Here is a 24,916-nt window from a genome sequence, read left to right as displayed (position 1 = left end):
CTAATTCTTTATATTATATCACAAACAGCGTCACCTGTTTATATACAAACTCAGTAAAATTAATATTCAGATTCAATGATGAAAGATTGATATAATAAATATGTTAATTTGATTGCATAGAAAAAGACATACAGCTAATTTACTGTATGTCTACTATATAATTTAAACCTTTGTTAAATCAATTTGACCTGACTCTTCTTTAGCAATTATTGCTTCAAACTCTGCACCTTCAAGTTTTTCCTTTAACAGAAGTTCTTGAGCTACTGCATGAAGTTTGATAACATTATCAGCAAGAATTTTTTCAGCTTTTCCATAAGCTTCATCAATAAGAGACTTAACTTCTGAATCTATAATGTTTGCTATCTCTTCACTGAAGTTGCGGCTTTTACCCAAATCTCTTCCAAGGAATACTTCATTATGATCATTCCCAAAAGATATTGGTCCAAGAACATCGCTCATACCATATTCCATAACCATTTTTCTTGCAATAGCAGATGCTCTATCAATATCATTTTTAGCCCCTGTGCTAATATCTTTTAATATTAATTTTTCTGCAACCCTACCACCTAATAATCCAACCATTTCATCTTTAAGTTTTAGTTTTGAAGTATATGCAGTATCTTCCTCTGGTAGATGCATTGTATACCCACCTGCCATACCTCTTGGTATAATACTTATTTGATGAATTGGATCGGATAACGGAGAATACTTCATTACTACAGCATGACCCGCTTCATGATATGCTGTCAATTTTCTATCTTTTTCACTTATAACTTTACTCTTCTTTTCAGGGCCTGCAATAACCCTAGTTACTGCTTCGTCAAGCTCTTTCATCTCTATAACCGTTTTTTTATTTCTAACTGTAAGCAGTGCAGCTTCATTCATTAAATTCTCAAGATCTGCACCCGTAAATCCAGGTGTCCTTTTAGCGAGTACATCAAGTTTTACTTCTTCTGCTAAATGTTTGCCTTTAGAATGTACCTTTAGAATTTCTTCTCTTCCTTTAACATCAGGCGCACCAACTAATATATGTCTGTCGAATCTGCCTGGTCTTAAAAGAGCAGGATCAAGTATATCTGGTCTATTTGTAGCAGCTATCATGATTATACCTTCATTTACACCAAATCCATCCATTTCAACTAATAGCTGATTTAGAGTTTGTTCTCTTTCATCATGACCTCCACCAACACCAGCACCTCTTTGTCTACCTACTGCATCAATTTCATCAATAAATATTATACAAGGAGCACTTTTTTTAGCTTGATCAAATAAATCTCTTACTCTTGAAGCTCCAACACCTACAAACATCTCAACAAATTCCGAACCTGATATGCTATAAAATGGTACTCCTGCTTCTCCTGATACGGCTCTCGCAAGTAGTGTCTTACCAGTACCTGGTGGACCTACTAGAAGAATACCTTTAGGAATTCTTGCACCTGCCTCTAAATATCTTTTAGGTTGTTTTAAGAAATCTACAACTTCAGCAAGTTCTTCTTTTTCTTCATCTTCACCTGCTACATCATCGAATGTAACTTTTTTCTTATCTGGCGTGGCTATTTTGGCTCTACTTTTTCCAAAATTCATAACGCCCCTATTACCTCCACCACCGCCACCTTGCGATTGTTGCATATACATAAACCAAAATGCTACTAACATTAAAATTATAAGTAATGTCGGTACTACTTGTAGCCACATTGGCATACTAGCCGGTTTCACATATGTTTCTGTAACAGTTGTATTTGGATATTTATCCATAACTTGCAATAATCTTTCTAATGGGACTATGGTTTCATATTGTGTTCCGTCATTTAGTTGTCCTACTACTGTTTTATCTTCTCTCACTTGGACACTTTTAATTTCTTTTTTAACCCAATGTTCTTGGAATTTATCAACACTAAGTGAGCTAACATCTTTACCATTTTCAAATACGGCTAATGACGCAAAAATCACAAGTACAAATACTACTACCCAAATTGATGCACTAGAAATTTTTTTCATATAGAAACCCCCCTCTCTTCTTATTTACTCTGAAATTTTATCACATTAAAAACCACTTGACAATAATATATTACATTAATAAATAATTAATATAATAATAAGAATATACATTTTATACATATTTACTTATATATTTCGTCTTTAAGTATTCCTACATATGGTAAATTCCTATATTTTTCTGCATAGTCCATTCCAAATCCCACAAGGAAGTAATCCGGTACATCAAAGCCTAAATATTTGACGTCTATATCTACCTTTCTTCTATCAGGTTTATTAAGTAAACAGATAATTTCTAAACTATTTGGCTTTCTTGCACGTAAATATTTCATTAGATATTTAAGTGTAACTCCAGAATCTATAATATCTTCTACTATCAGCACATCTTTGCCTTGAATCTCAAAGTCTAGATCTTTTAAAATTCTCACAACTCCTGAACTTTGAGTCGAACTTCCATAACTAGAAACTGCCATGAAATCCATTTTACACGGAATAGTAATTTCCTTTAACAAATCTGACATAAAAATAACCGAACCTTTTAAAATCCCAATAAGTATAAGCTCTTTACCAGAATAATCATTACTTATCTTAGCACCCATTTGCCTGATTTTATCTTTTAACTCATCCTCACTGTATAATACCTCTTTAATATCGTTATTCATTCTTATTCCTCACTTCCAATTCTAATTCGTAATATATTTTTAGTATCCTTTGAAACTTTGAATTTTTCACTAACCCTATATCCAACTACCCAACTAATATCATTCCCAAAACATATTAAAGGTATTTCATTTCTTTTAGATTTGGGTATTTTTAAATCAATAAATAAGTCCTTTATCTTCTTATTACCAGTCATGCCCAGCGGCATAAACCTATCTCCATCTTTTCGGTATCTTAATATTATTGGACCTATTATCTTATCATAATCAAAGTTCTTAATATAATCGGTTCCTTTAAATTCATCGAATTCACCATTTGGTTTAACATCCATCTCTATTACTTTGTTTAAAGCATATATAATGTTTTTCTCACCAAACTTTAGAGGATATTGATTAATATCATAATTAACCTCTTTCTGCTGTATATATATATGCATGTTTCCATAACAGTTTTCAACTATTATATTTTGAGGCAACATTATACTTTTACCCGTCTCATGACTTTGAAGCTCTATAATACTAGCTATATGAATTTTTTCAAAATTATACAGATTGTGATTCACCTCTAGTAGCGCTCGCCTTACAACCCTAGTTAAAATCGATTCATGTAACCCAAAGGCATTTTTATTTATTATAACCCTTTGGTGACCTAACTCACAATGTTTTTCAAATTCTTTTTGAGAAATATCTTTTAGATATTCATCATCTTTTTTTACAGTATCTGATAATCTGTTCAATGTTCTAATTATGTCCATATTAAAGTTTTGCTCCATATATGGAATTAACTCAAGCCTTACTTTATTTCTAGCATAAACATTTTCTAAATTTGACTTATCTATTCTGGGGCTTATATTATTAATCAGGCAATAATTTTCTATTTCTTTTCTACTAAGGTGAAGTATCGGTCTTACATATATTTTATCGCGAACAGGTTTTATCCCAACCATTCCCTCAATACCAGTACCTCTCATTATCCTCATCAAAATAGTCTCTGCTTGATCATTAGCATTATGCGCAAGTGCAACTTTATTCGCATTTAAACTAATCATAAGCTCCTTGAAAAACCCATACCTTTCTTCTCTGCCTGCCATTTCACAAGATAAATTCTTTTCCTTAGCAATTCTATGTACATCCACTTTTTTGCTATAAAAATCTATATGCAAACTTTCACAAGTTTTTTTAGCATACTCTTCATCCTTATCAGCATCAACTTCTCGAAGACAATGGTTTAAATGCGCACCAATAAGCGTAATCCCAATTTGCTCCTTAAGTTCATTTAAGATATAAAGTAAACATGTGGAGTCTGGACCACCAGAAATCGCAACTATAACCTTATCTCCATTATCAAACATTGAATTTTCTTTTATAAAATCCATGACCTTTTCTGACAAACCCTTCACTTCCCAAACTTATTTTATAATATTTTATCTGTTTAAATGTTTTTTAAAATTTTTAGTCTCATATTACTATATCATATTACTATGTAATATAATAATCTATATTTTCCATTTTACCTATCATAACACTGAAAATAAAAAATGAAGATCACTAAAGAAGCTCTTGCTTCTATAAATGTTTTCTTCATTTTTAATTTATCTACTTATTTATATTCCACGAGAAGTACACCTATATAATAGTAGTCATTTTTGCTCTCATCCCATTAATACAAACTATATATTTTCGAAACAAGAATTGTCATATCATCTTTAACCCTATTACCACTTAATTTTTTTGCCTCCTCTAGAAGACCATCGGCTAAGTCCTTAGGGTTATTGCAATTATTTTTACCAAGATAGTCTATTACCCAATCTACCCTACCTACATTTTCATCATTGTAATCTAATACTCCATCACTTAGCATAACTATAACATCACCATTCCTCAATTCCTTTTGTTGTATATCTATATCTGCCTTATCTAAAACACCAATAGGAAGCGATTTTGATTTTATAATCTCTAAATTTTCTCCAGATTTTAAAAATGTAGCAACCGCACCTACTTTAAAAAAATCAATTTCTCCAGTATATAAGTCTATACTACTTAAATCTATAGTAGAAAATTTTTCTTCTTCTGAAAATCTCAATGTCATTATTGAGTTTACAGTGTTAATAGCAGTAACTTTACTAAAGCCTGCTGCTGTAAACTTCTCTATTAATTCCACCGCAGCCTCACTCTCTCTACCCGCTCTAGGTCCCGACCCCATACCATCACTAATAACAGACATGTAACTACCATCAGCAAGCTTTCCAAAACTGTAACTATCTCCATTAGATTTTTCACCATCTTTGCACTGCCTAGCCACACTGGTCACCACATGAAACTTAGGCGTTTCTTCAATTGTAACCTTACACGAATTGGTCTTAGAATCTATAGCGCATCCCTCATCACTAACGCACATACTCTTGCTAGTTACCCCGTTTATTATTGGCAACAAGTCCTTCACGCACATTTGTCTTCCACTACAAGCATCAAGTGATAACTTAATACTCAATCGTCCTAGCTTATCATTTAAACACAAAAGATCATTATGCTTAATTCTATTTTTGTCTAAGGCCCTACATATAAGTTTTTCCATAGAAGTATCTATTTGAATGTCAGAATTAAAATCCTCTACAATTTCTCCTACAGAATCAGCCATATTACTGATCTGATTTGCTAAAAGCTCGCGACCTTCACTAAGCCTTGTTCTCCACATTTCATTTATAATATGCTTATTAACAATATCTTCTGTGTTTTTGAGTATTGCAGTCCGCTTAATACATTTCCTTTCAATTTCATCAGGCACGCTATTACTCTTGTGCTCAAAATTTTGAATCAATTCTTCAAATGCTGCATATGTATAGTGTAATTCTCTTTTCCAACACATGGACTTCATATTACAATTACTACACACCCTGTCTGCAAGATTTTCAACTAATGCACTACTTTTACCTTTCATTGCCAATTTTTCATTATCTACTAGATTATTCAATATATCTGACATATTCGAAAGCACATCTGAAAAATTATTAAGCCTGCCTACAAAAGTGTCTTTAATTTTATTTATATATCCTTGCTCTATATTCAGCTTTTTTTTATCAGAATTAAACTCCATCGATAACTGCGCATAGACTCTTTGGGGTATTAGTAAAAATATAACTGCAGCTACAAACGCTTCAAATAATATAAACTCCTGCCCTGTAATGCAATATATCTTTATTATGGAAAAGGCAACCAAATAAGAAGTAACACTTAAAAGTTTCCCTGTTTCCTTGAAAATTCCTGTTATCAAACCACAAATACCATACATACCTATAAACGTAATCATGTTTTCTGATGACATTCCTACGATAATCCCCATAGCAACACCAGCTGCTGCTCCAGCTCCACTTCCGTTAATGTAGGCTATTATTATAACAAAAGAAAGACCCAATATATTTGTAATTGATATATTGAATATACTAATTCCCCATGTACCTGCTATAATCAAAGAACTTATAATAGACATACTTATTATTTCTTCATTTGAAAATATATGTTTTGTTTTAATTTCTTTGAAGCATAAAAGACTATAGTCTAGAATAAAATATAAAGGGAAGATACATAAAACTAAAAAAAATGAATTTAAAAAAGCCATTAATCCACTTACTTGAGTAATAAATAAATTATACGTAAATAATTCAAACATAATAATAGCAAACATGCTAGCCAAAACCTTATTTTTAGCCTCTATTTTGTTAAAAGTATGGCTTAACAAAGCAATTGTTGCTATTACTATCAAATATGATGGCAAATTCTTTATGTTATTATACAAAGTTATATAACCTACAAATGTACCACCGGACACAATTATTGAAATCTTATCATTTTTTATAAATATTGTAGCTATTAAAAAAGCTATTCCAAAAGGTGCAGTATTATTAATAAGCAGGACTCTACTTATTAATAAGCTTATCGTAAAATAAATAATCCCACCAATTACTGAATTAACATTCAGTGCATTTTTCTTTTGTGCTTCATTTTTTACTTTTTTGAGTCTTTCATAAGGAAATACATCTATTCCATATTGCATACTACAAATCACCCACCTTTAATAATTAGGACTTCATTATAACAAACGCCTTTGGAAATAAATGTCATAAGGTGGGATGCTTGTACATTTTTTATGAGACAATAATTTGTATATTTTTTACAATAGAATTTTACATTTCCCTATAATACAAAAGAACCTACCATATTAATATGGCGGGTTCTAAAATATTAAATGAAGCATGTCACTTCATGACATTATATATTTGAAAAATGCATAATTATATGCTTTTACTGAAGTTAATAATAATTCTCTAGTATTTTAGCAAATAAAAAAATAACTCACAAGTCTCCTTGTGAGTTATGGTAGCGGAAATAGGACTTGAACCTACGACCCTTCGGGTATGAACCGAATGCTCTAGCCAGCTGAGCTATTCCGCCTTATTTGGTTGCGGGAGTAGGACTTGAACCCACGACCTTCGGGTTATGAGCCCGACGAGCTACCAGCTGCTCCATCCCGCGATATTTGGTGCTGAAGACCGGAATCGAACCGGTACGGTGTTTAACCACCGCAGGATTTTAAGTCCTGTGCGTCTGCCAGTTCCGCCACTCCAGCTTATTTACTTTGGCATACTTTGTTCTTTATACTTACTACAAAATTTTATTTAACCTATGTATTTAGTTATTTTAAAATTTATTGGTTGCGGGAGTAGGACTTGAACCTACGACCTTCGGGTTATGAGCCCGACGAGCTACCAACTGCTCCATCCCGCGATATTGGTGCTGAAGACCGGAATCGAACCGGTACGGTGTTTAACCACCGCAGGATTTTAAGTCCTGTGCGTCTGCCAGTTCCGCCACTCCAGCTTATTTGCTAAATATTTAATATAAATTTTAATATAACCTACTTACTAAGTAATTTAAAATTTAATGGTTGCGGGAGTAGGACTTGAACCCACGACCTTCGGGTTATGAGCCCGACGAGCTACCAACTGCTCCATCCCGCGATATTAGTTTTAAACAATTAATTCTAAGCTTAAACTCTACATAACTTTATACTAGCCTTACAATAATGAGTTATTTAAAACTCATTGGTTGCGGGAGTAGGACTTGAACCCACGACCTTCGGGTTATGAGCCCGACGAGCTACCAACTGCTCCATCCCGCGATATTAATTATAAAGGCTTAGGTTTAATTTATGTAATAATAGTCTAAGTTTTTTAAAACCAATTACTACATTATACTAAACTTTACAATATGTCAATAGTTATTTTACAAATCACATATTAAATTTTCAAAGTTATTCTATATCAAATTGGTAGCGGAAATAGGACTTGAACCTACGACCCTTCGGGTATGAACCGAATGCTCTAGCCAGCTGAGCTATTCCGCCTTATTTGGTTGCGGGAGTAGGACTTGAACCTACGACCTTCGGGTTATGAGCCCGACGAGCTACCAACTGCTCCATCCCGCGATGTTTGGTGCTGAAGACCGGAATCGAACCGGTACGGTGTTTAACCACCGCAGGATTTTAAGTCCTGTGCGTCTGCCAGTTCCGCCACTCCAGCTTATTTGACTACATGTATAATGTTACCTCTTGGCAACATGTTTTATTATATATGATGTATAAACCGTTGTCAATAACTTTTTGTTTTTTTAAAATAGGAACTAAATACTTAGTCCCTACAAAACAATTCAACTCAATTTTCACTTAATAACTTGAAGTTTTTTTACTATAACCTCTACCTTTACCTTCTTGATGTTTTTTAACATCTTGAAATCTTTCTTCACTATCTTTTAAAAACTTAGTCATAATATCTTCAAAATTGCATGTGTTAGCCTTGCTCTTTTCCTTTTCCCAATCTATTTCCATTGGTTTAATAGATCTTTTAGGTACTCCAGCTTGTTTTATGGATAAACTTATTTTACCATTATCATCCACAGAAATTACTTTTACTTTAACTATATCATTTTCTTTAAGATGGTCATTAACATTTTTAACGAATGTATCTGAAACCTCAGATATATGCACTAATCCTGTCTTACCCTCTACCTCTACGAACGCACCAAAATTGGTGATATTTACTACTTTACCTTCTACAATACTTCCAGCCATTAAGGTCATATTAAAAAGACTCCTCCTTAAAAATTATGTTTTTATTTTATATATTAATTTAATAATACGAATAACAATGTTAATAATTAAAATGATTGCGTTTAGTTTTTATTATCCATTACAGGAGTTTCACCTTCTTTAACAAGCCCTAATATTTCTCTTGCCAATTTCTCTATATATTTGTCTGTCTTAGATAACTCTACTTCATCTTGTAACGCTTTTTTTTCTTCTTTTTTCTTTTGTAATTCTACATTGTACTTTTTTAGTTCTTTCTTTTGTCTAACCATTGTTGCTTGTTGGCCAATTAAAATATAACATACATATACCATAGCAAAAACTAACACGACATTTTTAATTTTAATTTTTTTTCTCATATGTCATCCGTTTTCCTTTCAATGGAATGAGTATTGTTTAAGTTTCATAAACCTATTTTAATTTGTATTTCACATTTCTTCAAGCTATTTCTTTATAATTTATCTTTTTTTTTTATTTTAAGCTTATAAACCAATAAATTAAAAGGGTATAAAATAACATTTCGTGAAACTCTAAATACTTTACCGTTAAATTTTAATGATCTATATTGTACCTTTATAAAAGCTCTACTTAAGAGTTTTAAATATAAGTATACTCCTATTATTAAAGATACATACACATAAAAGTTTATGTAACCTTTATTAGTATACATCAAAAATATGAAAACCACTATAGAAGTTAATGTCCAAAATAATAAATCTTGTATTATAGTCAAAACTTTGTTAGGATTTTGAAGTCCTCTTATCAATCTATATATATCAAAAAACACTCCAGTTATTATGCCCGCCAGCAAACTGAAGGTTATAAGTTCAACTTGACCTATCAAAGAAATCATCATATCTTTATCACCTGAACAATCTTGATATTATGCTATCTTTTTTAGCTCTGACCTTGTCACTAGTATACACAAAGGAATCTACCTTCCCAGTTATTATAACATCCCCATTTTGAACATCTAATTTATTCATCTTTAACTGTTGTCCTTTTACTACCATCGTTCCTACATCTGTATTTAATAATATTTGGTTCTCATTAAAGTTTACAACCTCTATAACTCCATTAATAGTTAATTTTTTTCTATTCTCTAGCATAAGTATACTTTTCTTATCTTCTATTTTTAACTCTTTTTTCACTTCCATAATATCCCCCTTATTAATTTTAACTTAAAAAATTGGGAATTTAGAAGCTAATCCTATTCTCAATTCTTAATTAACGGTATAACATTATATTCTTATAAAATATATATGCTTATTAAACTTAATTAAGAATTATATTTAATAACATTTATTCTTTGTCTTCTCTTCCTGAAATCATTTCATACATTTCTTTCGCACTTTCTTTTGTTACATGCTCAACAATATTTATAATTTTAGCTTTTAAGATTTGATTTGCAAATTTAATTTCTATAATATCATTCTCCGATACTACTGTACCAGCCTTTGCCACTTTATCATTAATAGAAACCCTGCCACTTCCACATGCTTCCTTTGCAATTGTTCTTCTCTTTATAATCCTTGATACTTTTAAATATTTATCTAATCTCATTTATGCTTCCCCTTTCATTTATCCTTCCCCATGTTACATTTAATTATTTAGTTATTATTAAAATGAAATCTTAAAATAAAAAACCCAGATATACATCTAGGTTTTCTACATAATAGTAAAATTATTTATTTACTATATCTTTAAATTCTTTACCAGCTTTGAATACTGGAACTGTTGAAGCTGCAATTTGAATTTCTTCCTTTGTTCTTGGGTTTCTTCCCATTCTTGCTGCTCTTGCTCTTGTTTCAAATGTTCCAAATCCAACTAGTTGAACTTTTTCACCTTTTTCTAATGTTTCTTCAATACTTTCTATAATTCCCTTTAGCGCTGCTTCAGCATCTTTTTTTGTTAGGTTAGATTTTTCTGCAATACTTGTTATTAATTCTGATTTATTCATTTTTGTTACCTCCTCGTTATGAGTACACTATTAAATAGCATATTCACCACTTTTTATTTTATAAATAAATTTATCGTCTTTTAGATTCGTTCCATAATTCGTCCATTTCTGCAAGTGACATATCTTTCAAGTCCAAATCTCTATTTCTTGCATTTTCTTCTATGTACGCAAAGCGATTAATAAATTTATCTATAGTATAATTTACTGCAATTTCAGGGTCTATGTCAAGTAGTCTAGCGATATTTACAGTAGAAAATACCAAATCACCCACTTCTTCTACTATTTTTGCCCTATTATTGCCTTTATATACATCTCTAAGCTCTCGCAATTCCTCTAATACTTTTTCCATCGCGACTTCAACGTTGTCAAAGTCAAACCCAATTTTTGCTGCTTTTTGCTGAACTTTGTTCGCTCTCATGAGCCCTGGTAAATTTTTTGGAACATGTTTTAGTGTATCCTCATAACTGCTAAATCCTTTTTCCTGCTTTTTAATATCTTCCCAACTTTCTAAAACTTGCTCCACATTTTTACTTTCAACTCTTTTAAAAATATGCGGATGCCTACTTATCATCTTATTTGTTATGCCGCAAATAACATCATTTATATTAAAATATCCGTCATCTTTACCTATTTGAGCATGAAATACTACCTGAAGTAATACATCTCCGAGCTCCTCGATAATATTATCTTCATCCTTATTGTCGATTGCTTCTAAAACTTCGTAACATTCTTCAATAAGACATTTTTTTAATGATTCATGCGTTTGCTCCTTATCCCATGCACACCCATTTTCATCTCTTAAAATTCCCATAACCTGAGTTAAATCATTAAAATCTTTTGTAGCTTCTAAATCCTTTGGAACATATATTGATGTTAAGTAATCTATATCCTTTTGCCTATCTAATTCATACAATTTAATTTTCCTAATACTTTCAAGCCCTTTTATCCCAGCGGCGCGGACAAAATCAATTTCCATATCATCTTTATAATATTCTAAAAGCTCAAGTTTTACATCTGTAGCAATGCCTTCATTGTAAACTTGAGTTATTAAAAGTCCTACCCTCTTGTCTAATACTTGATTTTTTATATCAAAGGCATCTATAATTTTTAAACCCTCAATAGGATCTAGTTTTAGGCTTTGGATTACTGCATCTATAAAACTAACCGCAGGCATAATTTCTATATTTATATTTAGTTTCTCACAAAGATTTATTAATAATTTAACGGAGGTTTCTGCAACTAGAGGATGTCCCGGAACTCCATAAACAATATCTCCAAATACTTTGTGCTTTAGAAGAAGATCTTCTGCAATAGCTCTATAAACATCATCAAAATTGTTATATTCTTCATACTTATCATCATATGTTTCAAATTCAACTCCTATAGATTTTAAGTAATCCACAGTTGGATGTTTTTGCGTTCTTAAATAAATATTTTTACTATCTTTAAGAATTTCAACTGTTCCTATAGTTAGTGATTCTATCGATCCAGGACCAAGTCCCACTATTTTAATCATTACTTTTACTCCTTTGTTTTTTATTATCGGCTCAAAATTTTCTTTTTTATATCTTCATATCTAAATATTCTAAGGGAAAACACGAATATTAAATAAACAACAATTCCTATTAGTATGGATATTAGACATGAAACTCCCCTACTCATTGTATAATTATAGACAATAGCGTTGCTAAATACAACTGCAACTATCATTATACTAGCAGCAATAGCTGGTTTAAAAAAAGCATCAACGTTATTGAACTTTATGTTTAAACTCTTCTTTAACTCGCGCATATTTAATAAACAGCTTGTAATATACCCCAAAATAGTTCCTATAACTGCCCCATATATATTTAGAAATGAAAATGAAACCAAAACATACGTTATAATAACCTTGACGGTGCACCCAATTGCTAAGTTATATACTGGCTTCATATAATTTCCTATACTTTGCAAAATTGCAGTACTTGTTTGCGTCAAAATAATAAAAGGTATGCATATTGATATATACCTCAATATTTGATATCCCGCCACATCTTTCATAAAAACCAGATGCATTATAGGATAAGCCATGAAGAACATTCCTAAGGCTGATGGCAATGAAATAACATTAGATAATTTGACGGCCATATCTACCCTTTTAATAAGTTCCCCCCTTCTACCCAAATAAAAGGCTTCTGCAATTATAGGCACCAGGGATGCACACAGAGCCACCGAAAGAGCTAAAGGTACATTCATCAATGTAAATACCTTCCCAGTCAATTGACCGTACATCACCGCTGATTGTGTTTGCGTAAATCCTGCTTTTAGAAGTTGCTGCGGCACCAGTATAGAATCTATTAATGACATAATAGTCCCTACTGCAGCTCCTAAAGATATCGGTAATGCAGCTCTCGCTATATCACTTAAAATGTTCTTATGCTTTGTTTTCTTTCTCACTGGAAATTCTTTTTTAACTTTAAAATAAGTTGATACTAAATATATACTTCCCATAATAGCACCAACTAATGTTCCAAGAGCTGCCCCTCCAGCCGCATATTCAATTCCCTTTGGGAACAATAAATATGCAAACAAAACTCCAGCTACAACCCTTCCAACTTGTTCTACTAATTGTGAAATCGCTGTAGGCTTAACATTTTGCAGCCCTTGAAAAAAGCCCCTAAATGTACACATAATAGAAACAAATATTGGCGCTATAGCAATCGCCAAAAAAGAATAATATGATTTGGGATCCCATTTGAGTAAAGTTATGATAGATCTAGCAAACATGAGCATTATTACCGTAAATGCTGTACCTAATAGAATCATAAAAAAAAGTGTTTGTCTTAAGACTTGGCGCGCACCATCCTGATCGTTTTTGGCGTTCATCTCTGCAATAAGTTTTGACATTGCTATAGGCACACCTGAGGCAACTGCTACAAAAAACATATATAGTGGGTAAGACATCTGGTAATATCCCATGCCTTGGTCTTTTATAAGCGCTTGCAACGGGATTCTAAAAAACAGCCCTAAAAATCTAGCAAATAGCCCTGCTACTCCTAGTATAATAGTTCCTTTTATCAATGAATGTTTCTTCATAATAACCTCCTTGTGTTGGCTAAGTGCACTTTATAATTACGCCCTCTGATTATAATTATTTTATTTAGGAGATTATTATTACTAATACTTCAAAAAAAACAAAAGTATATATTACTGCAAATATACTTCACTTGCCTAGTAATATATACTTTCTAGAACAATATGTTTATTGTTCCATCTGCTTACCTAGAAATGAAGCTGCAGTTTCAGCTAGCTTTAATTCTAAATTCCCAAATTTAACCGATGCCTCTGTGGATATGATTAGTACTGCTCCAATTGCATCTCCCTCTGTTATTATAGGTGCGATTACTTGAGCATTATATTTATTTTCCATCTCATCCTCATACAATCCTATGATTTTTTCCGAACCTTCACCGAGTACTATAGCTTTTCTATTTTCCATTACCTTTTCTAGCTCAATACTTACTTTTTTATCAACATATTCCTTTTTAGGAGAACCGCTTACAGATATTATATTATCTTTATCACATATAACTATTATGTTACCTATAGTTTGTTGTAATGATTCAGCATATTCTCTAGAAAATTCACTTAATTCACCTATTGGCGAATATTTCTTTAATATAACTCCGCCTTCTCTATCAGTAAATATTTCCAATGGATCTCCTTCTCGTATTCTTAATGTTCTTCTTATTTCTTTTGGTATAACAACTCTTCCTAAGTCATCTATACGTCTTACTATACCAGTTGCTTTCATTTAAATTATTCCTCCTTATATAAAATCTTATATAATATACTAGCTCTATTATTATCTTTCAAAACTTGAAATTTTATGCACATTTGTATATGTTTAATTTTTATATAGTATTTAACCACATATTTTTACTTAAAAATTTATTTTTTAGATTAATTAAAATATTTGTTTATATATTATTATTCCCAATTCATCAAAAAATATAAAAAAAGATACCCAAATTTTAAAGGTATCTTTCATAATACAAATTTTTATAAATTTTTATCATATTTCTTTATTTTAGCTTCTTCCTGCCATTTTTTCATTGCAGCTGTCCATAGAGTTTCTTTTTCTTTTGTTATAAGTATTTTTTCCACATCTGCTTTAACAGCTTCAAATTTTTTAACAGGATATTCTTTCTTTTCGATATTTTTTATTATATGAAATCCAGATTGACTTTGAACAGGTGCTGAAAGTGTTCCTACTTTGAGCTTTAGAGCAGCTGCCATAAAATCTGGATCCATTTGTGTATTATTGTACTCTAAGAACCCTAAATCTCCACCAGCATCCTTAGTTGAATCCGTACCTTTCTCTTTAGCTACCTTAGCAAAATCTTCACCAGCATCTAATCGTTTTTTAACTGCTAGCGCTTCAGCCTGCGTTGCAACTAAAATTTGTGCTATATGAATTGTATTTGGTTTTTCTGTAAACTGAGTAGGATTACTAGTGTAATATGCTTTCTCAGCTGCCTCAGTAGTTTTTGCATTTTTTGTACTTTCATTATATAAAGCATCTTGAACAACACTTGGTTTTATTCTTTCCTTCAATGCAGCTTCTGTAAGGCTTGCACTTGCGAGCGCCGCTTTATACTGCGCATCTGTACCTAAACTTTTCTTAATCTCTGCTAACTGCTTATTTATTTCTTCATTCATCTTAGCTTCTGTAGGCGTTAATTTTAACTCTTTTGCTTTATAATTTATAATTTTCTCAGTAATTAATCCTTCTAATACTTGTGTTTTTTGAGTCGTTAATTGAGTCATAGCCTCAGTATTTGTTTTATAACTTGCTCCATATTGTGTTTCCAGTTGTTTAAGTACACCCACTAATTGTGTATCCACTTGACCTCTTGTTATTTTAGAATCATAAACCTTAGCTACTGTGCTTTTAGCAATACCTTCTGGTGTTTTTTCAATCATATTACACCCAATTAAAGATGTAGCAAATATAGTTATTAAGGCGGTGCTGATTATTTTTTTTACGTTTTTCATTTCATTTCCCCCATTCTATATGTAATATAGTCATTTGTAGTTTCGCTGCGATACCCATTAATTTTAACACAAACTCACTTTATTTCAACTATACTTTTTATATAACAAACAATCTCTATGAGATTTGCAAGCACCTCTTCTTTATTCGAATTTTTAACTTTATATGCAAAAGCTGGCATGCTCCCTAACTTAAATATAATACTTTTCATATATTTAGTAACTAATGCCTTAACTAACTTTTGATTTATTCTCTCACTGCTCTCGAATTGTAGTATAATCTCTTCGTTTACTTCCTTTATCTCTATTATTCCAACCTGAGATGATACACATCTTAGGTACGCAATGTCCATAAGATTTGCAACGCAAACTGGTATATCTGAAAACCTATCTTCTATCTCTTCTTGTATATCTAACATGTCTTCGCGCGAATCAATAGCTGCAATTTTTTTATAAATTTCAATTTTTTGCATCTCATCTTCAATATACGTTCCTGGTATATAAGCATCGATTTTTATTTCAACAGATGTTTCAATAGGTTGTTTCTCTATATCTCCCCTTATACTTTTAACTGTCTCTTCTAGCATTCTGCAATATAAATCATAACCTACAGCTGCCATATGTCCATGTTGAGCCCCACCCATCATATTACCAGCACCTCTAATTTCAAGGTCTCGCATCGCTATTTTAAAACCTGAACCAAGCTCCGTAAAATCCTTTATTGCTTTAAGTCTTTTTTCGGCTACTTCAGTTAATACCTTATCCTTTTTATAAGTAAGATACGCATAAGCTATTCTATTTGATCTACCAACTCGACCTCTTAATTGATAAAGCTGGGACAGTCCCATCTTATCTGCCTCATAAATTATTATAGTATTTGTATTTTGTATGTCTATTCCTGTCTCAATGATGGTTGTGCACATTAATATGTCGTACTTATTCTCCATAAAATCTATCATCACAGATTCAAGTTCTCTTTCCGTCATTTGACCATGCGCGATACATACTCTACCCTCTGGGACAAGCTGTCCTATATAGGCTGCCATCTCTTTTATAGTTTCTACCCTATTGTATACAAAAAAAACTTGACCATTTCTATTAAGTTCCCTTAAAATTGCATCCCTTATTAGCTGGTCATTAAATTCCACCACATAGGTTTGTATTGGATATCTCTCCTCTGGCGGTGTTTCAATTACACTTATATCACGAACTCCAGTAAGCGACATATGCAAAGTTCTCGGTATCGGCGTTGCTGTTAACGTGATCACATCTATATTCTTTGTTAGAGACTTTATTTTTTCCTTGTGTGTTACACCAAATCGTTGTTCCTCGTCTATAATTAATACCCCTAAATCTTTAAACTTAACATCGCTTTGAATTATTCTATGTGTACCTATTAATATATCTACATTTCCTTCTTTTGTAGCCTTTATAACAAGTTTCTGCTCAGCCGGAGTTCTAAATCTACTAACCATCTCAACTTTCACTGGGAAATCAGAAAATCTTTTCGTGAGATTTTTATAATGTTGCTCAGCCAGTATTGTAGTCGGCACTAAGAATGCCACTTGTTTGCCATCCATAACCGCTTTAAAAGCCGCTCTAACCGCTACTTCTGTTTTTCCGTATCCAACATCACCACATATTAACCTGTCCATTGGTTTATCTGATTCCATATCTTTTTTGATTTCCTCAATTGCTATTAATTGATCTGGTGTTTCATCAAATGGGAATTCTTCCTCAAATTGTTTTTGCCATACAGTATCTTTGCTATACCTGTGGCCCTTAAGCGTAGATCTTGCTGCATAAAGTTTCACCAAATCTTCTGCAATATCTGCAATAGAGTTCTTTACCTTATTCTTTGCTTTAACCCATTCTGCTCCACCTAGTTTACTTATCTTAGGTGCTTTACCTTCGCTTCCAATATATTTCTGCACCAAATCTAGTTGCTCTACTGGAACATAAAGCGTGTCTCCTGAATTATAACTAAGCTCTAGGTAATCTCTTTTATGACCATGAACCTCTAATTGTTTAATTCCTTTGTATACACCGATACCATGATTTACATGAACAACATAATCTCCTAACTTAAGCTCCGTAAAACTTTTAATTTTACTTACTCCCTTTTTACTGGCGCGACTAGTAGTTTTCCGTTTTGATTGTCCAAAGACCTCTTTGTCAGATATAACACACACCCTGAGCTCCGGATATTCAAAACCTTTTAATTGGTTACCAAATGTTACAACAACTTCACCAAACTCAATTTGAGATATACTGTCTTTATAAACACTTTCAACACCTCTATCTCTAAGTGTAGCTATGAGCCTTTCGCCGCGAGTACGTGTTCCAGAAAGTATTATAGTCTTATAGCCTTTACTTTTTTTGTCCTTTATATCCTCAATAAGCATATCTAATTGACCATGGTAATCAAAAGTTGTAATTTGTGAAAAAGATATTATACACTTTGGTTTAAGTTTTAAAGTAGTTTTTGCAATAGCATTTAATGTCATAACTTGTAGGCTTTCTAAATCTTCATATATATATTCCTTATTAATTAAACCCTCTGCTTGTTTAGGAAGTATATTCCCACGCCTTAAAAAATTTTCATAATTTTCTTCAAATTCGAAATATACACTATCTAGTTTGCCTAAACATCTTTGTACATCATCAATTACTACGAATGATCCCTTCATGTAATCTAAAAAAGTTGATGTTTCATCATAAAAGTAAGGCATATAGCTGTCAATATCTTTAAAACTCCAAGTTTCTTTTAGTGATTCTAAGTTAATATTAACTAATGATGTTATTCTTGCAATAGTTTCTTTGTCTTTCTTTTTACTTAAAGTACCTAATACCTTTTCTAAATCTTCTTTTATATTGTTATAACCTTTTTCCAGAGTCTCTTGAGTTAATATTATTTCCTTTGCAGGAAACATTTCAATTTCTGCTACCTTATCAATACTCCTCTGAGTCTCACCATTAAATGTCCTTATAGAATCTACTTCATCATCATAGAGCTCTATTCTAAACGGCAACGGAGTTGTAGGAGGGTATAAATCAACTATACCTCCCCTAACGCTGAATTGACCTTTAGTATCTACTCTGTCTACTCTTTCATACCCACACTGTATTAATTTTTGCGAGAAATCATTTAAATTTAATTTACTTCCTACAGATAATTTGAAAATATATTTTTCTAGCAAGTCTATAGGTACATAAGTAGCCGCCAAAGCTTCAATACAGGTAATTATTATTTTTTTACCACTTTGTGTAATCTTTTTCATTACTTTAAGTCGTTCCCATCTTAGATCACCAGATACAGCATCTGCATTATAAAAACCCATCTCTCTAGTTGGAAAATAATAAACATCATTCACATAAAAAGATAAATCTTCGTAGATATTTTTAGCTTCTACATCAGAATGCGTTAAAATTAGTATAGACTTATCTAATTGCTCATATACACCGTTCACTAAATAATTCTTAGCTGATTCCGAAAGTCCATATACTCCAATAGGATATGTTTTTTTCTCTATACTTTTTAAAATTTCTTTAAATTGTTTGCTCTCTTTCAAAGGCTTCATAAGCCCGCTTAGTCTCATGTTAACACCTCTCACTCCAACATAAATATAGTTTAAATATTTTATATAATAACTTCTTTAAGCAATGAATCCATTAAATAGATTCATTGCTTCATCACAACCTTTTTCTATTATAACCCGGACAGATTTTACACCTGCCTCAAATGTTTTTTCTACAAGTACCCGGTCCTCTTTAGAAAACCTACCTAAAACATGAGGTATTAGTGATTTTTCAGGTTTCCCTACACCTATTTTTATTCTTGGAAATAGATCAGATGATAAATTTGTTAGAATACTTTTTATCCCGTTATGTCCGCCCGCACTTCCTTTACTTCTAACTCTTAGTTTACCTACATCCAAACTAATATCATCATATATTATGATGATATTTTCATTAGGAATCTTATAAAAGGAAGCTGCTTCGCGTATACTTTCCCCACTTAAGTTCATATATGTACTAGGTTTTAATAGAATTACTTTTTCACCAGCTATATTAATTTCCCCATATACACCTTTAAATTTTATCCTATTAATTAAAACATTATACTCACTTGCCAATAAATCAATAACATCAAATCCTACATTATGTCTTGTATGTGCATATTCTTTTCCCGGATTTCCGAGTCCAACTACCAAGTACATCATTACCTCCAAATATTATTATGTTTTAGACATGTATCCATTACATAATTATTCTTTTCATTTGTCTTATTTATAATACTATACCAAAAATATATTTTAATCTACAACTACGCATAAAAATATGCATAAAAATTACCATATACTATATGGTAATTCAAAATAATTAAAATAGTAAGCTTTAATATTAATTATGAAAGTTCTTTTAATTCAGATATCATTATGCTAATTTTTAGAGCTTTACCATTTCTCCAAATTTTACAAGAGACCTTATCAGACACCTTATGCTTATTCAAAATATTACTTAAGTCTTCCATATTTTTGAGGCTCACATCAGCCATTTGAACTATAATGTCATTAGTTATAATTCCAGCTTCCGCCGCTCCGCTACCACTTATAACTTCTTGTACACGTACTCCCTCAATTCCATCATTATCAGTTGGAACTGCAACCTCCCCATAGATACCAATAGATGGCCTACTGACTTTACCATGAGTCATCAAATCGTTAATTATAAGCTTAACTTCATTTGAATTAATAGCATATCCCATTCCATAATATTCACTAGTTGATTTAAGCTTCACATTATTTATACCGACAACTTCTCCATAGATGTTGCATAAGGCACCACCATTATTACCAGGGTTTATATCTGCGTCAGTTTGTATTACTTTATATATAGTCTGTTCTCCTGCCTTTTTATCAACTATATTTATCTTTCTATCAATTGCACTTATAACACCAGCTGTAACTGTTCCCAAAAACTGTTCCCCTAATGGGTTTCCAATAGCAATAGCTACGTCACCAATTTTAACCTTTGATGAATCTCCAAATTTTGCAACAGGAAGGTTACTAGCTTCCACTTTTAAAACCGCCAAATCTGTTATTGGATCTACGCCTACTACTTTTGCCTTTAAGACATTATCATTACTCAGTTTTACATTTATTTGCAACGCATCTTTAATAACATGGTAATTAGTTATAATAAATCCATCACTTTTAACTATAATTCCCGAACTACTTCCTTCAGGAGTTTCCCACTCGCCTTCTTTTTTATCACTTATACCAACTACTGTTGGTGCTACCTTTTGAGTGACTTGCAAAATAGGATTTTCATATTCCCCCTGGACATTATTTTGTAACACACTCCAATTAGTATTGCCATTAACATTCTTTGATATTGCTTTATTAATTACATATTGCGCCGCAGTCCCACCAGAAAGTGCTGCTATTAGTATAAAGCTAAATACTTTTACAAATGCTTTAAAATAATTCTTTTTATTGTTTCTTCTAAATTTAATTTCGCTAAATATATCACCGCCTCGTTCTGCGTTCTTCCACATAGCATCTCTTATCTGTTCATTCGATTCATAGTTATCTTTTTTATCCATAACATCACCTCCTATTGGTTATACCTAGGTTACGGAAGTTTTATATACATACCTTCATTATCGTAAACTATTTCACTTTCCTTAATGTAAAAGTAAAACAAACACCATTTTCCTTATTTTCGACCCATATATCTTCCTGTAATTGAGTTATTATATTCCTCACAATAGATAATCCAAGCCCTGTGCTATCTTTTGCCGTTCTTGATTTATCTGCTTTATAAAATCTATCCCAGATATGAGATAAATCTTCCTCTGCTATTTGTGGACCAACATTAAATACAGATATGAATGCTTTTTTTCCTTTTGTTTTTGAACTAATCTTTATTTTTGCACCTTCATTAACATATTTTATTGCATTATCCAATAAGTTTGTGATTACTTGAACTAACCTATCTGTGTCCCCAGCTACAAAAGAATTATCCTGGTCAAAGAATACATCTAAAGATGCCTTTTTTTCTTTGATTTTTGTTTCATTTTTTATAACTGTTAACCTAATAATTTCGTTAATATCCACTTCGATAATTTTCAAGCTAAATTCCCCTGCTTCAATTGCAGACATATCCAATAAGTCGTTTACAAGCCTTGTTAGTCTTTGTATTTCTTCATATGCAATAGATAAATAATATTTCTCCTTTTCCGCTGGTATTACCCCATCTAGTATTCCACCAATAAACCCCTTAATTGATGTTATAGGCGATCTAATCTCATGTGATACATTAGATATGAACTCGCGCCTATTTTTCTCGTTCTTTTCTACTGAATCAGCCATAAAGTTAATAGATTGAGCAAGTTCTCCGATTTCATCATTAGATTTCAAATAAACTCTTTTATCCACATCTCCATTAGATATCTTCCTAGCTACGGAATTAATTTCAGCTAATGGCTTTATAATTATTTTTTGTGAAAAATAATATATAACTATACAGGAAAATATTATAGCAAATATCGCGGATATCCAAATTATTTCATAAACCCGTTTTAAAGATTGGCTTACTTCTTCAATAGAATTATATAATATTATTGATCCTAAAAAACTGCCTGACTCACTCTTTATAGGCGTACCGTATACTCTTACTGTTTTATCGAAAATTCCAGCATATGGACCTGTAATTTCAAAGGTATGTCCAAGTCTAAGCTGTTCTAGTTCTTCAACAAAAACTTGTTTTCCCATAAACTCCTTGTGTTCTTTATTAGATACGACATAAACATAGCCGTAACTATTTACTAGCCATATATCCGATTTTATATATTCAGCAATTAATGATATAGAATTATTTACGGCTTCAACCGAAGCATCGCCAGCCATATACTCTTCAACAAAACTTTGTATAACATATGAGTTATCCATAAATTGTTGTTTTCTTTGGTTAAAGAAATAATTTTGAAACCAATAAGATAAAAATGATGCAATAAATATTAAACTCATAGAAATTATTATAGTGTAAGTGGCTAACATCTTAAAGAACAGCCCTTTTTTTACCATCTATTTCACCTCGAATTTATATCCTACTCCCCAAACGGTCTCAATTTGCCAATTTGATCCTCCTTGAAGTTTTTCTCTTACCCTTTTAACATGGACATCCACGGTTCTAGAATCTCCTGGGTAATCATATCCCCAAACTTCACATAATAACTGTTGCCTTGTGAAAACTCTATTTTTATTAAGAGCTAAGTAATGTACTAATTCAAATTCCTTTGGTGGCATTTTTACTTCTTCACCTTTATATGTAACATTATACGAGTTAATATCAATTTCTAGGTCCTCAAAATTTAAAACCTCTTTTCCACCATTATCTAAATTATAACGTCTAAGCACAGCCTTTACTCTCGCTATTATTTCTTTTGGTTCAAAAGGTTTTACTACGTAGTCATCAGCCCCTAGTTCTAGTCCTAACACCTTGTCAAAAGTTTCCCCTTTGGCAGTAAGCATAATAACCGGAGTTTCATTTTCTTTCCTTATCCATTTTAAAACATCTATTCCATCAATATAAGGCAACATTATATCTAAAAGCACTAAATCTGGTTTATAGCTTAAAAATGCTTCCTGCGCAGCCCTTCCATCGTGTGCAACTTTTGTTGCATATCCTGAATTTTCAAGATACATCTTAATTACCTCAGCAATATTTTTATCATCATCAACTATTAGTATCTTTCCTATAGTTCCTTCCATATCAGTACCTCCTAATTTTTCCTATACTATTTTCTCTATTATTTTATTAATTATTTTTTATTCTGTTCAGCTTACTATTTTTGTAAATTGTACATCTAACCCAAATAACCTTATGAATTGTTTACCTTATTACTAATTTATCACACTTTTATGTTTAGTGATTAGTTTTTTTAAAATGTTACAAATTATTCACTGCTATAGTTTAGTCTTTAAACATTTAAATACATACTTATGATATATATTATAGTCATTTTCTGGCTATTATATATATGTAATTATAAAATAAAATAGCGACGCCCAATTATAAAAAAAATTGCGCATCGCTATTTTAACATATGTCTCTTCTAGTCTGTACTCACTTCTTCAAACAATTTACTTACAGAAACATCTTCATATATTCTTTTTATTGCCTCTGCCAAAATTGGAGCTACAGATAGTGTGGTAAATTTGTCACTATGTTTACTCTCTGGAATATCAATAGTATTTAATATTATTAACTCTTTGATTACAGAATCATTTATTCTTTGAATAGCAGGTCCAGATAATACGCCATGGCTACAACAAGCATAAACGCATTTTGCACCAAGCTTAACTAAAGCGTTAGCGCCATTAGTTATAGTTCCTGCAGTATCTATCATATCATCCATCATTATAACTGTTTTACCCTTTATATCTCCTATAACGTTCATAATTTCTGCAACATTAGCTTTTGGTCTTCTCTTGTCAATTATAGCTATTGGAGCATCTAACTTTTCTGCAAATTTCCTTGATCTAGCTACACTTCCAAGATCTGGCGCAACTACAACTACATCATCTCTATCTTTAAATCCATTTTCTATGTAATATTTTGCAAGTATTGGTGTTCCCGTCATATTATCAACAGGAATATTAAAATACCCTTGTATTTGAGCTGCATGTAGATCCATAGTAAGTACTCTATCTGCTCCGGCAGTTGTTATAATATCTGCTACAAGTTTTGCTGTAATTGGGTCTCTAGCTTTCGCTTTTCTATCTTGCCTAGCATAACCATAGTATGGTATAACTGCTGTTATTCTTCCTGCTGAAGCTCTTTTAAACGCATCGATCATAATAAGTAATTCCATCAAATTATCATTTACTGGTTCATTGGTTGATTGAACAACAAATACATCTGCCCCTCTAACAGTTTCATGGATATTGACAGATATTTCTCCATCACTAAAAGTTCCTACTTGTGAAGCTCCAATTGGTAATCCTAGTATGTCAGCTATATCTGATGCTAACTTAGGATTTGAGTTACCTGCGAAAATCTTAATATTTTTGCCATGGCTTATCATCTGTAGTCCTGATTTACAAAAGACATAATAAATTA

20 protein-coding genes and 10 tRNA genes are annotated in these 24,916 nt (G+C 31.9%); all 30 read right to left on the bottom strand.

The genetic code is table 11. From position 1 onward, the window contains the following. Nucleotides 1–162: 162 nt before the first annotated feature. Nucleotides 163–1,998, bottom strand: coding sequence for an ATP-dependent zinc metalloprotease FtsH (gene ftsH, locus KPL55_RS03780; RefSeq protein WP_216305371.1), 1,836 nt, complete (start codon nucleotides 1,996–1,998; stop codon nucleotides 163–165). Nucleotides 1,999–2,120: 122 nt separating this feature from the next. Continuing rightward, nucleotides 2,121–2,657, bottom strand: coding sequence for a hypoxanthine phosphoribosyltransferase (gene hpt / locus KPL55_RS03775; protein WP_216305370.1), 537 nt, complete (start codon nucleotides 2,655–2,657; stop codon nucleotides 2,121–2,123). A gap of 2 nt (nucleotides 2,658–2,659) precedes the next feature. Continuing rightward, complete coding sequence (gene tilS / locus KPL55_RS03770; protein ID WP_312887202.1) at nucleotides 2,660–4,054, bottom strand: tRNA lysidine(34) synthetase TilS; 1,395 nt, start codon at nucleotides 4,052–4,054, stop codon at nucleotides 2,660–2,662. Nucleotides 4,055–4,314: 260 nt separating this feature from the next. Next, complete coding sequence (spoIIE, locus tag KPL55_RS03765; protein WP_216305368.1) at nucleotides 4,315–6,705, bottom strand: stage II sporulation protein E; 2,391 nt, start codon at nucleotides 6,703–6,705, stop codon at nucleotides 4,315–4,317. A gap of 321 nt (nucleotides 6,706–7,026) precedes the next feature. Further along, nucleotides 7,027–7,103: transfer RNA gene (locus KPL55_RS03760), tRNA-Met, on the bottom strand. Nucleotides 7,104–7,108: 5 nt separating this feature from the next. Further along, nucleotides 7,109–7,184: transfer RNA gene (locus KPL55_RS03755), tRNA-Met, on the bottom strand. A gap of 5 nt (nucleotides 7,185–7,189) precedes the next feature. Next, nucleotides 7,190–7,278 (bottom strand) — tRNA-Leu (locus KPL55_RS03750). 82 nt (nucleotides 7,279–7,360) lie between these two features. Beyond that, nucleotides 7,361–7,436, bottom strand: a tRNA-Met gene (locus KPL55_RS03745). A 4-nt stretch (nucleotides 7,437–7,440) separates the two neighbouring features. Further along, nucleotides 7,441–7,529 (bottom strand) — tRNA-Leu (locus KPL55_RS03740). A 64-nt stretch (nucleotides 7,530–7,593) separates the two neighbouring features. Next, nucleotides 7,594–7,669 (bottom strand) — tRNA-Met (locus tag KPL55_RS03735). Nucleotides 7,670–7,754: 85 nt separating this feature from the next. Continuing rightward, nucleotides 7,755–7,830 (bottom strand) — tRNA-Met (locus tag KPL55_RS03730). Between the two features lie 148 nt (nucleotides 7,831–7,978). Continuing rightward, nucleotides 7,979–8,055: transfer RNA gene (locus KPL55_RS03725), tRNA-Met, on the bottom strand. Between the two features lie 5 nt (nucleotides 8,056–8,060). Continuing rightward, nucleotides 8,061–8,136, bottom strand: a tRNA-Met gene (locus tag KPL55_RS03720). Between the two features lie 5 nt (nucleotides 8,137–8,141). Continuing rightward, nucleotides 8,142–8,230, bottom strand: a tRNA-Leu gene (locus KPL55_RS03715). A 143-nt stretch (nucleotides 8,231–8,373) separates the two neighbouring features. Next, a complete protein-coding gene (locus KPL55_RS03710; RefSeq protein WP_216305367.1) occupies nucleotides 8,374–8,787 on the bottom strand; it encodes a S1 domain-containing RNA-binding protein in 414 nt (137 codons plus the stop codon). 92 nt (nucleotides 8,788–8,879) lie between these two features. Beyond that, complete coding sequence (locus KPL55_RS03705; protein ID WP_216305366.1) at nucleotides 8,880–9,152, bottom strand: FtsB family cell division protein; 273 nt, start codon at nucleotides 9,150–9,152, stop codon at nucleotides 8,880–8,882. Between the two features lie 92 nt (nucleotides 9,153–9,244). Continuing rightward, nucleotides 9,245–9,649 carry a spore cortex biosynthesis protein YabQ gene (gene yabQ, locus KPL55_RS03700; RefSeq protein ID WP_216305365.1) on the bottom strand — a complete coding sequence of 135 codons (405 nt, stop codon included), beginning with the start codon at nucleotides 9,647–9,649 and terminating at the stop codon, nucleotides 9,245–9,247. A gap of 7 nt (nucleotides 9,650–9,656) precedes the next feature. Continuing rightward, nucleotides 9,657–9,950 (bottom strand): sporulation protein YabP, encoded by a 294-nt coding sequence (gene yabP, locus KPL55_RS03695; RefSeq protein ID WP_216305364.1) that lies wholly within the window; start codon nucleotides 9,948–9,950, stop codon nucleotides 9,657–9,659. A gap of 145 nt (nucleotides 9,951–10,095) precedes the next feature. Next, entirely contained in the window at nucleotides 10,096–10,356 is a 261-nt protein-coding gene (locus tag KPL55_RS03690) for an RNA-binding S4 domain-containing protein (RefSeq protein ID WP_216305363.1), read from the bottom strand. A 121-nt stretch (nucleotides 10,357–10,477) separates the two neighbouring features. Further along, the gene (gene hbs / locus KPL55_RS03685) at nucleotides 10,478–10,753 is read right to left on the bottom strand and encodes a non-specific DNA-binding protein Hbs (protein WP_216124296.1); all 276 of its coding nucleotides are present in this window, start codon (nucleotides 10,751–10,753) and stop codon (nucleotides 10,478–10,480) included. 70 nt (nucleotides 10,754–10,823) lie between these two features. Further along, nucleotides 10,824–12,269 carry a bifunctional methyltransferase/pyrophosphohydrolase YabN gene (gene yabN, locus KPL55_RS03680; RefSeq protein WP_216305362.1) on the bottom strand — a complete coding sequence of 482 codons (1,446 nt, stop codon included), beginning with the start codon at nucleotides 12,267–12,269 and terminating at the stop codon, nucleotides 10,824–10,826. Nucleotides 12,270–12,292: 23 nt separating this feature from the next. Further along, nucleotides 12,293–13,828: a putative polysaccharide biosynthesis protein gene (locus tag KPL55_RS03675; RefSeq protein WP_216305361.1), complete on the bottom strand. Its 1,536-nt coding sequence runs from the start codon at nucleotides 13,826–13,828 to the stop codon at nucleotides 12,293–12,295. A gap of 166 nt (nucleotides 13,829–13,994) precedes the next feature. Next, the gene (spoVT, locus tag KPL55_RS03670) at nucleotides 13,995–14,546 is read right to left on the bottom strand and encodes a stage V sporulation protein T (RefSeq protein ID WP_216305360.1); all 552 of its coding nucleotides are present in this window, start codon (nucleotides 14,544–14,546) and stop codon (nucleotides 13,995–13,997) included. A 248-nt stretch (nucleotides 14,547–14,794) separates the two neighbouring features. Next, the gene (locus KPL55_RS03665) at nucleotides 14,795–15,790 is read right to left on the bottom strand and encodes a peptidylprolyl isomerase (RefSeq protein ID WP_216305359.1); all 996 of its coding nucleotides are present in this window, start codon (nucleotides 15,788–15,790) and stop codon (nucleotides 14,795–14,797) included. 74 nt (nucleotides 15,791–15,864) lie between these two features. Beyond that, nucleotides 15,865–19,386 carry a transcription-repair coupling factor gene (gene mfd, locus KPL55_RS03660; protein WP_216305358.1) on the bottom strand — a complete coding sequence of 1,174 codons (3,522 nt, stop codon included), beginning with the start codon at nucleotides 19,384–19,386 and terminating at the stop codon, nucleotides 15,865–15,867. A gap of 57 nt (nucleotides 19,387–19,443) precedes the next feature. Further along, nucleotides 19,444–20,007, bottom strand: coding sequence for an aminoacyl-tRNA hydrolase (pth, locus tag KPL55_RS03655; protein WP_216305385.1), 564 nt, complete (start codon nucleotides 20,005–20,007; stop codon nucleotides 19,444–19,446). A 188-nt stretch (nucleotides 20,008–20,195) separates the two neighbouring features. Beyond that, complete coding sequence (locus tag KPL55_RS03650; RefSeq protein ID WP_216305357.1) at nucleotides 20,196–21,395, bottom strand: S1C family serine protease; 1,200 nt, start codon at nucleotides 21,393–21,395, stop codon at nucleotides 20,196–20,198. Between the two features lie 67 nt (nucleotides 21,396–21,462). Further along, nucleotides 21,463–22,878, bottom strand: a complete 1,416-nt coding sequence (locus tag KPL55_RS03645) for a sensor histidine kinase (RefSeq protein ID WP_216305356.1) — start codon at nucleotides 22,876–22,878, stop codon at nucleotides 21,463–21,465. Beyond that, nucleotides 22,879–23,565, bottom strand: coding sequence for a response regulator (locus KPL55_RS03640; protein ID WP_216305355.1), 687 nt, complete (start codon nucleotides 23,563–23,565; stop codon nucleotides 22,879–22,881). It lies immediately after the preceding gene. Between the two features lie 344 nt (nucleotides 23,566–23,909). Beyond that, entirely contained in the window at nucleotides 23,910–24,881 is a 972-nt protein-coding gene (locus KPL55_RS03635; RefSeq protein WP_216305384.1) for a ribose-phosphate diphosphokinase, read from the bottom strand. Nucleotides 24,882–24,916: the final 35 nt, after the last annotated feature.

Source organism: Clostridium lacusfryxellense (genome assembly GCF_018861735.1).
GTDB classification, from domain to species: Bacteria; Bacillota; Clostridia; order Clostridiales; family Clostridiaceae; genus Clostridium_AD; species Clostridium_AD lacusfryxellense.
Note: the sequence above shows the minus strand (reverse complement) of the source record. Positions and strands in the feature narration are given on the sequence as shown.

Coding starts and splice junctions, on each gene's coding strand:
- KPL55_RS03645 (WP_216305356.1), bottom strand. CDS start 22,878: ATGGTAAAAAAAGGGCTGTTCTTTAAGATGTTAGCCACTTACACTATA.
- KPL55_RS03640 (WP_216305355.1), bottom strand. CDS start 23,565: ATGGAAGGAACTATAGGAAAGATACTAATAGTTGATGATGATAAAAAT.
- KPL55_RS03650 (WP_216305357.1), bottom strand. CDS start 21,395: ATGGATAAAAAAGATAACTATGAATCGAATGAACAGATAAGAGATGCT.
- KPL55_RS03675 (WP_216305361.1), bottom strand. CDS start 13,828: ATGAAGAAACATTCATTGATAAAAGGAACTATTATACTAGGAGTAGCA.
- KPL55_RS03665 (WP_216305359.1), bottom strand. CDS start 15,790: ATGAAAAACGTAAAAAAAATAATCAGCACCGCCTTAATAACTATATTT.
- hbs (WP_216124296.1), bottom strand. CDS start 10,753: ATGAATAAATCAGAATTAATAACAAGTATTGCAGAAAAATCTAACCTA.
- mfd (WP_216305358.1), bottom strand. CDS start 19,386: ATGAGACTAAGCGGGCTTATGAAGCCTTTGAAAGAGAGCAAACAATTT.
- ftsH (WP_216305371.1), bottom strand. CDS start 1,998: ATGAAAAAAATTTCTAGTGCATCAATTTGGGTAGTAGTATTTGTACTT.
- KPL55_RS03635 (WP_216305384.1), bottom strand. CDS start 24,881: ATGATAAGCCATGGCAAAAATATTAAGATTTTCGCAGGTAACTCAAAT.
- yabQ (WP_216305365.1), bottom strand. CDS start 9,649: ATGATGATTTCTTTGATAGGTCAAGTTGAACTTATAACCTTCAGTTTG.
- KPL55_RS03705 (WP_216305366.1), bottom strand. CDS start 9,152: ATGAGAAAAAAAATTAAAATTAAAAATGTCGTGTTAGTTTTTGCTATG.
- spoVT (WP_216305360.1), bottom strand. CDS start 14,546: ATGAAAGCAACTGGTATAGTAAGACGTATAGATGACTTAGGAAGAGTT.
- yabP (WP_216305364.1), bottom strand. CDS start 9,950: ATGGAAGTGAAAAAAGAGTTAAAAATAGAAGATAAGAAAAGTATACTT.
- hpt (WP_216305370.1), bottom strand. CDS start 2,657: ATGAATAACGATATTAAAGAGGTATTATACAGTGAGGATGAGTTAAAA.
- KPL55_RS03710 (WP_216305367.1), bottom strand. CDS start 8,787: ATGACCTTAATGGCTGGAAGTATTGTAGAAGGTAAAGTAGTAAATATC.
- KPL55_RS03690 (WP_216305363.1), bottom strand. CDS start 10,356: ATGAGATTAGATAAATATTTAAAAGTATCAAGGATTATAAAGAGAAGA.
- pth (WP_216305385.1), bottom strand. CDS start 20,007: ATGTACTTGGTAGTTGGACTCGGAAATCCGGGAAAAGAATATGCACAT.
- spoIIE (WP_216305368.1), bottom strand. CDS start 6,705: ATGCAATATGGAATAGATGTATTTCCTTATGAAAGACTCAAAAAAGTA.
- yabN (WP_216305362.1), bottom strand. CDS start 12,269: ATGATTAAAATAGTGGGACTTGGTCCTGGATCGATAGAATCACTAACT.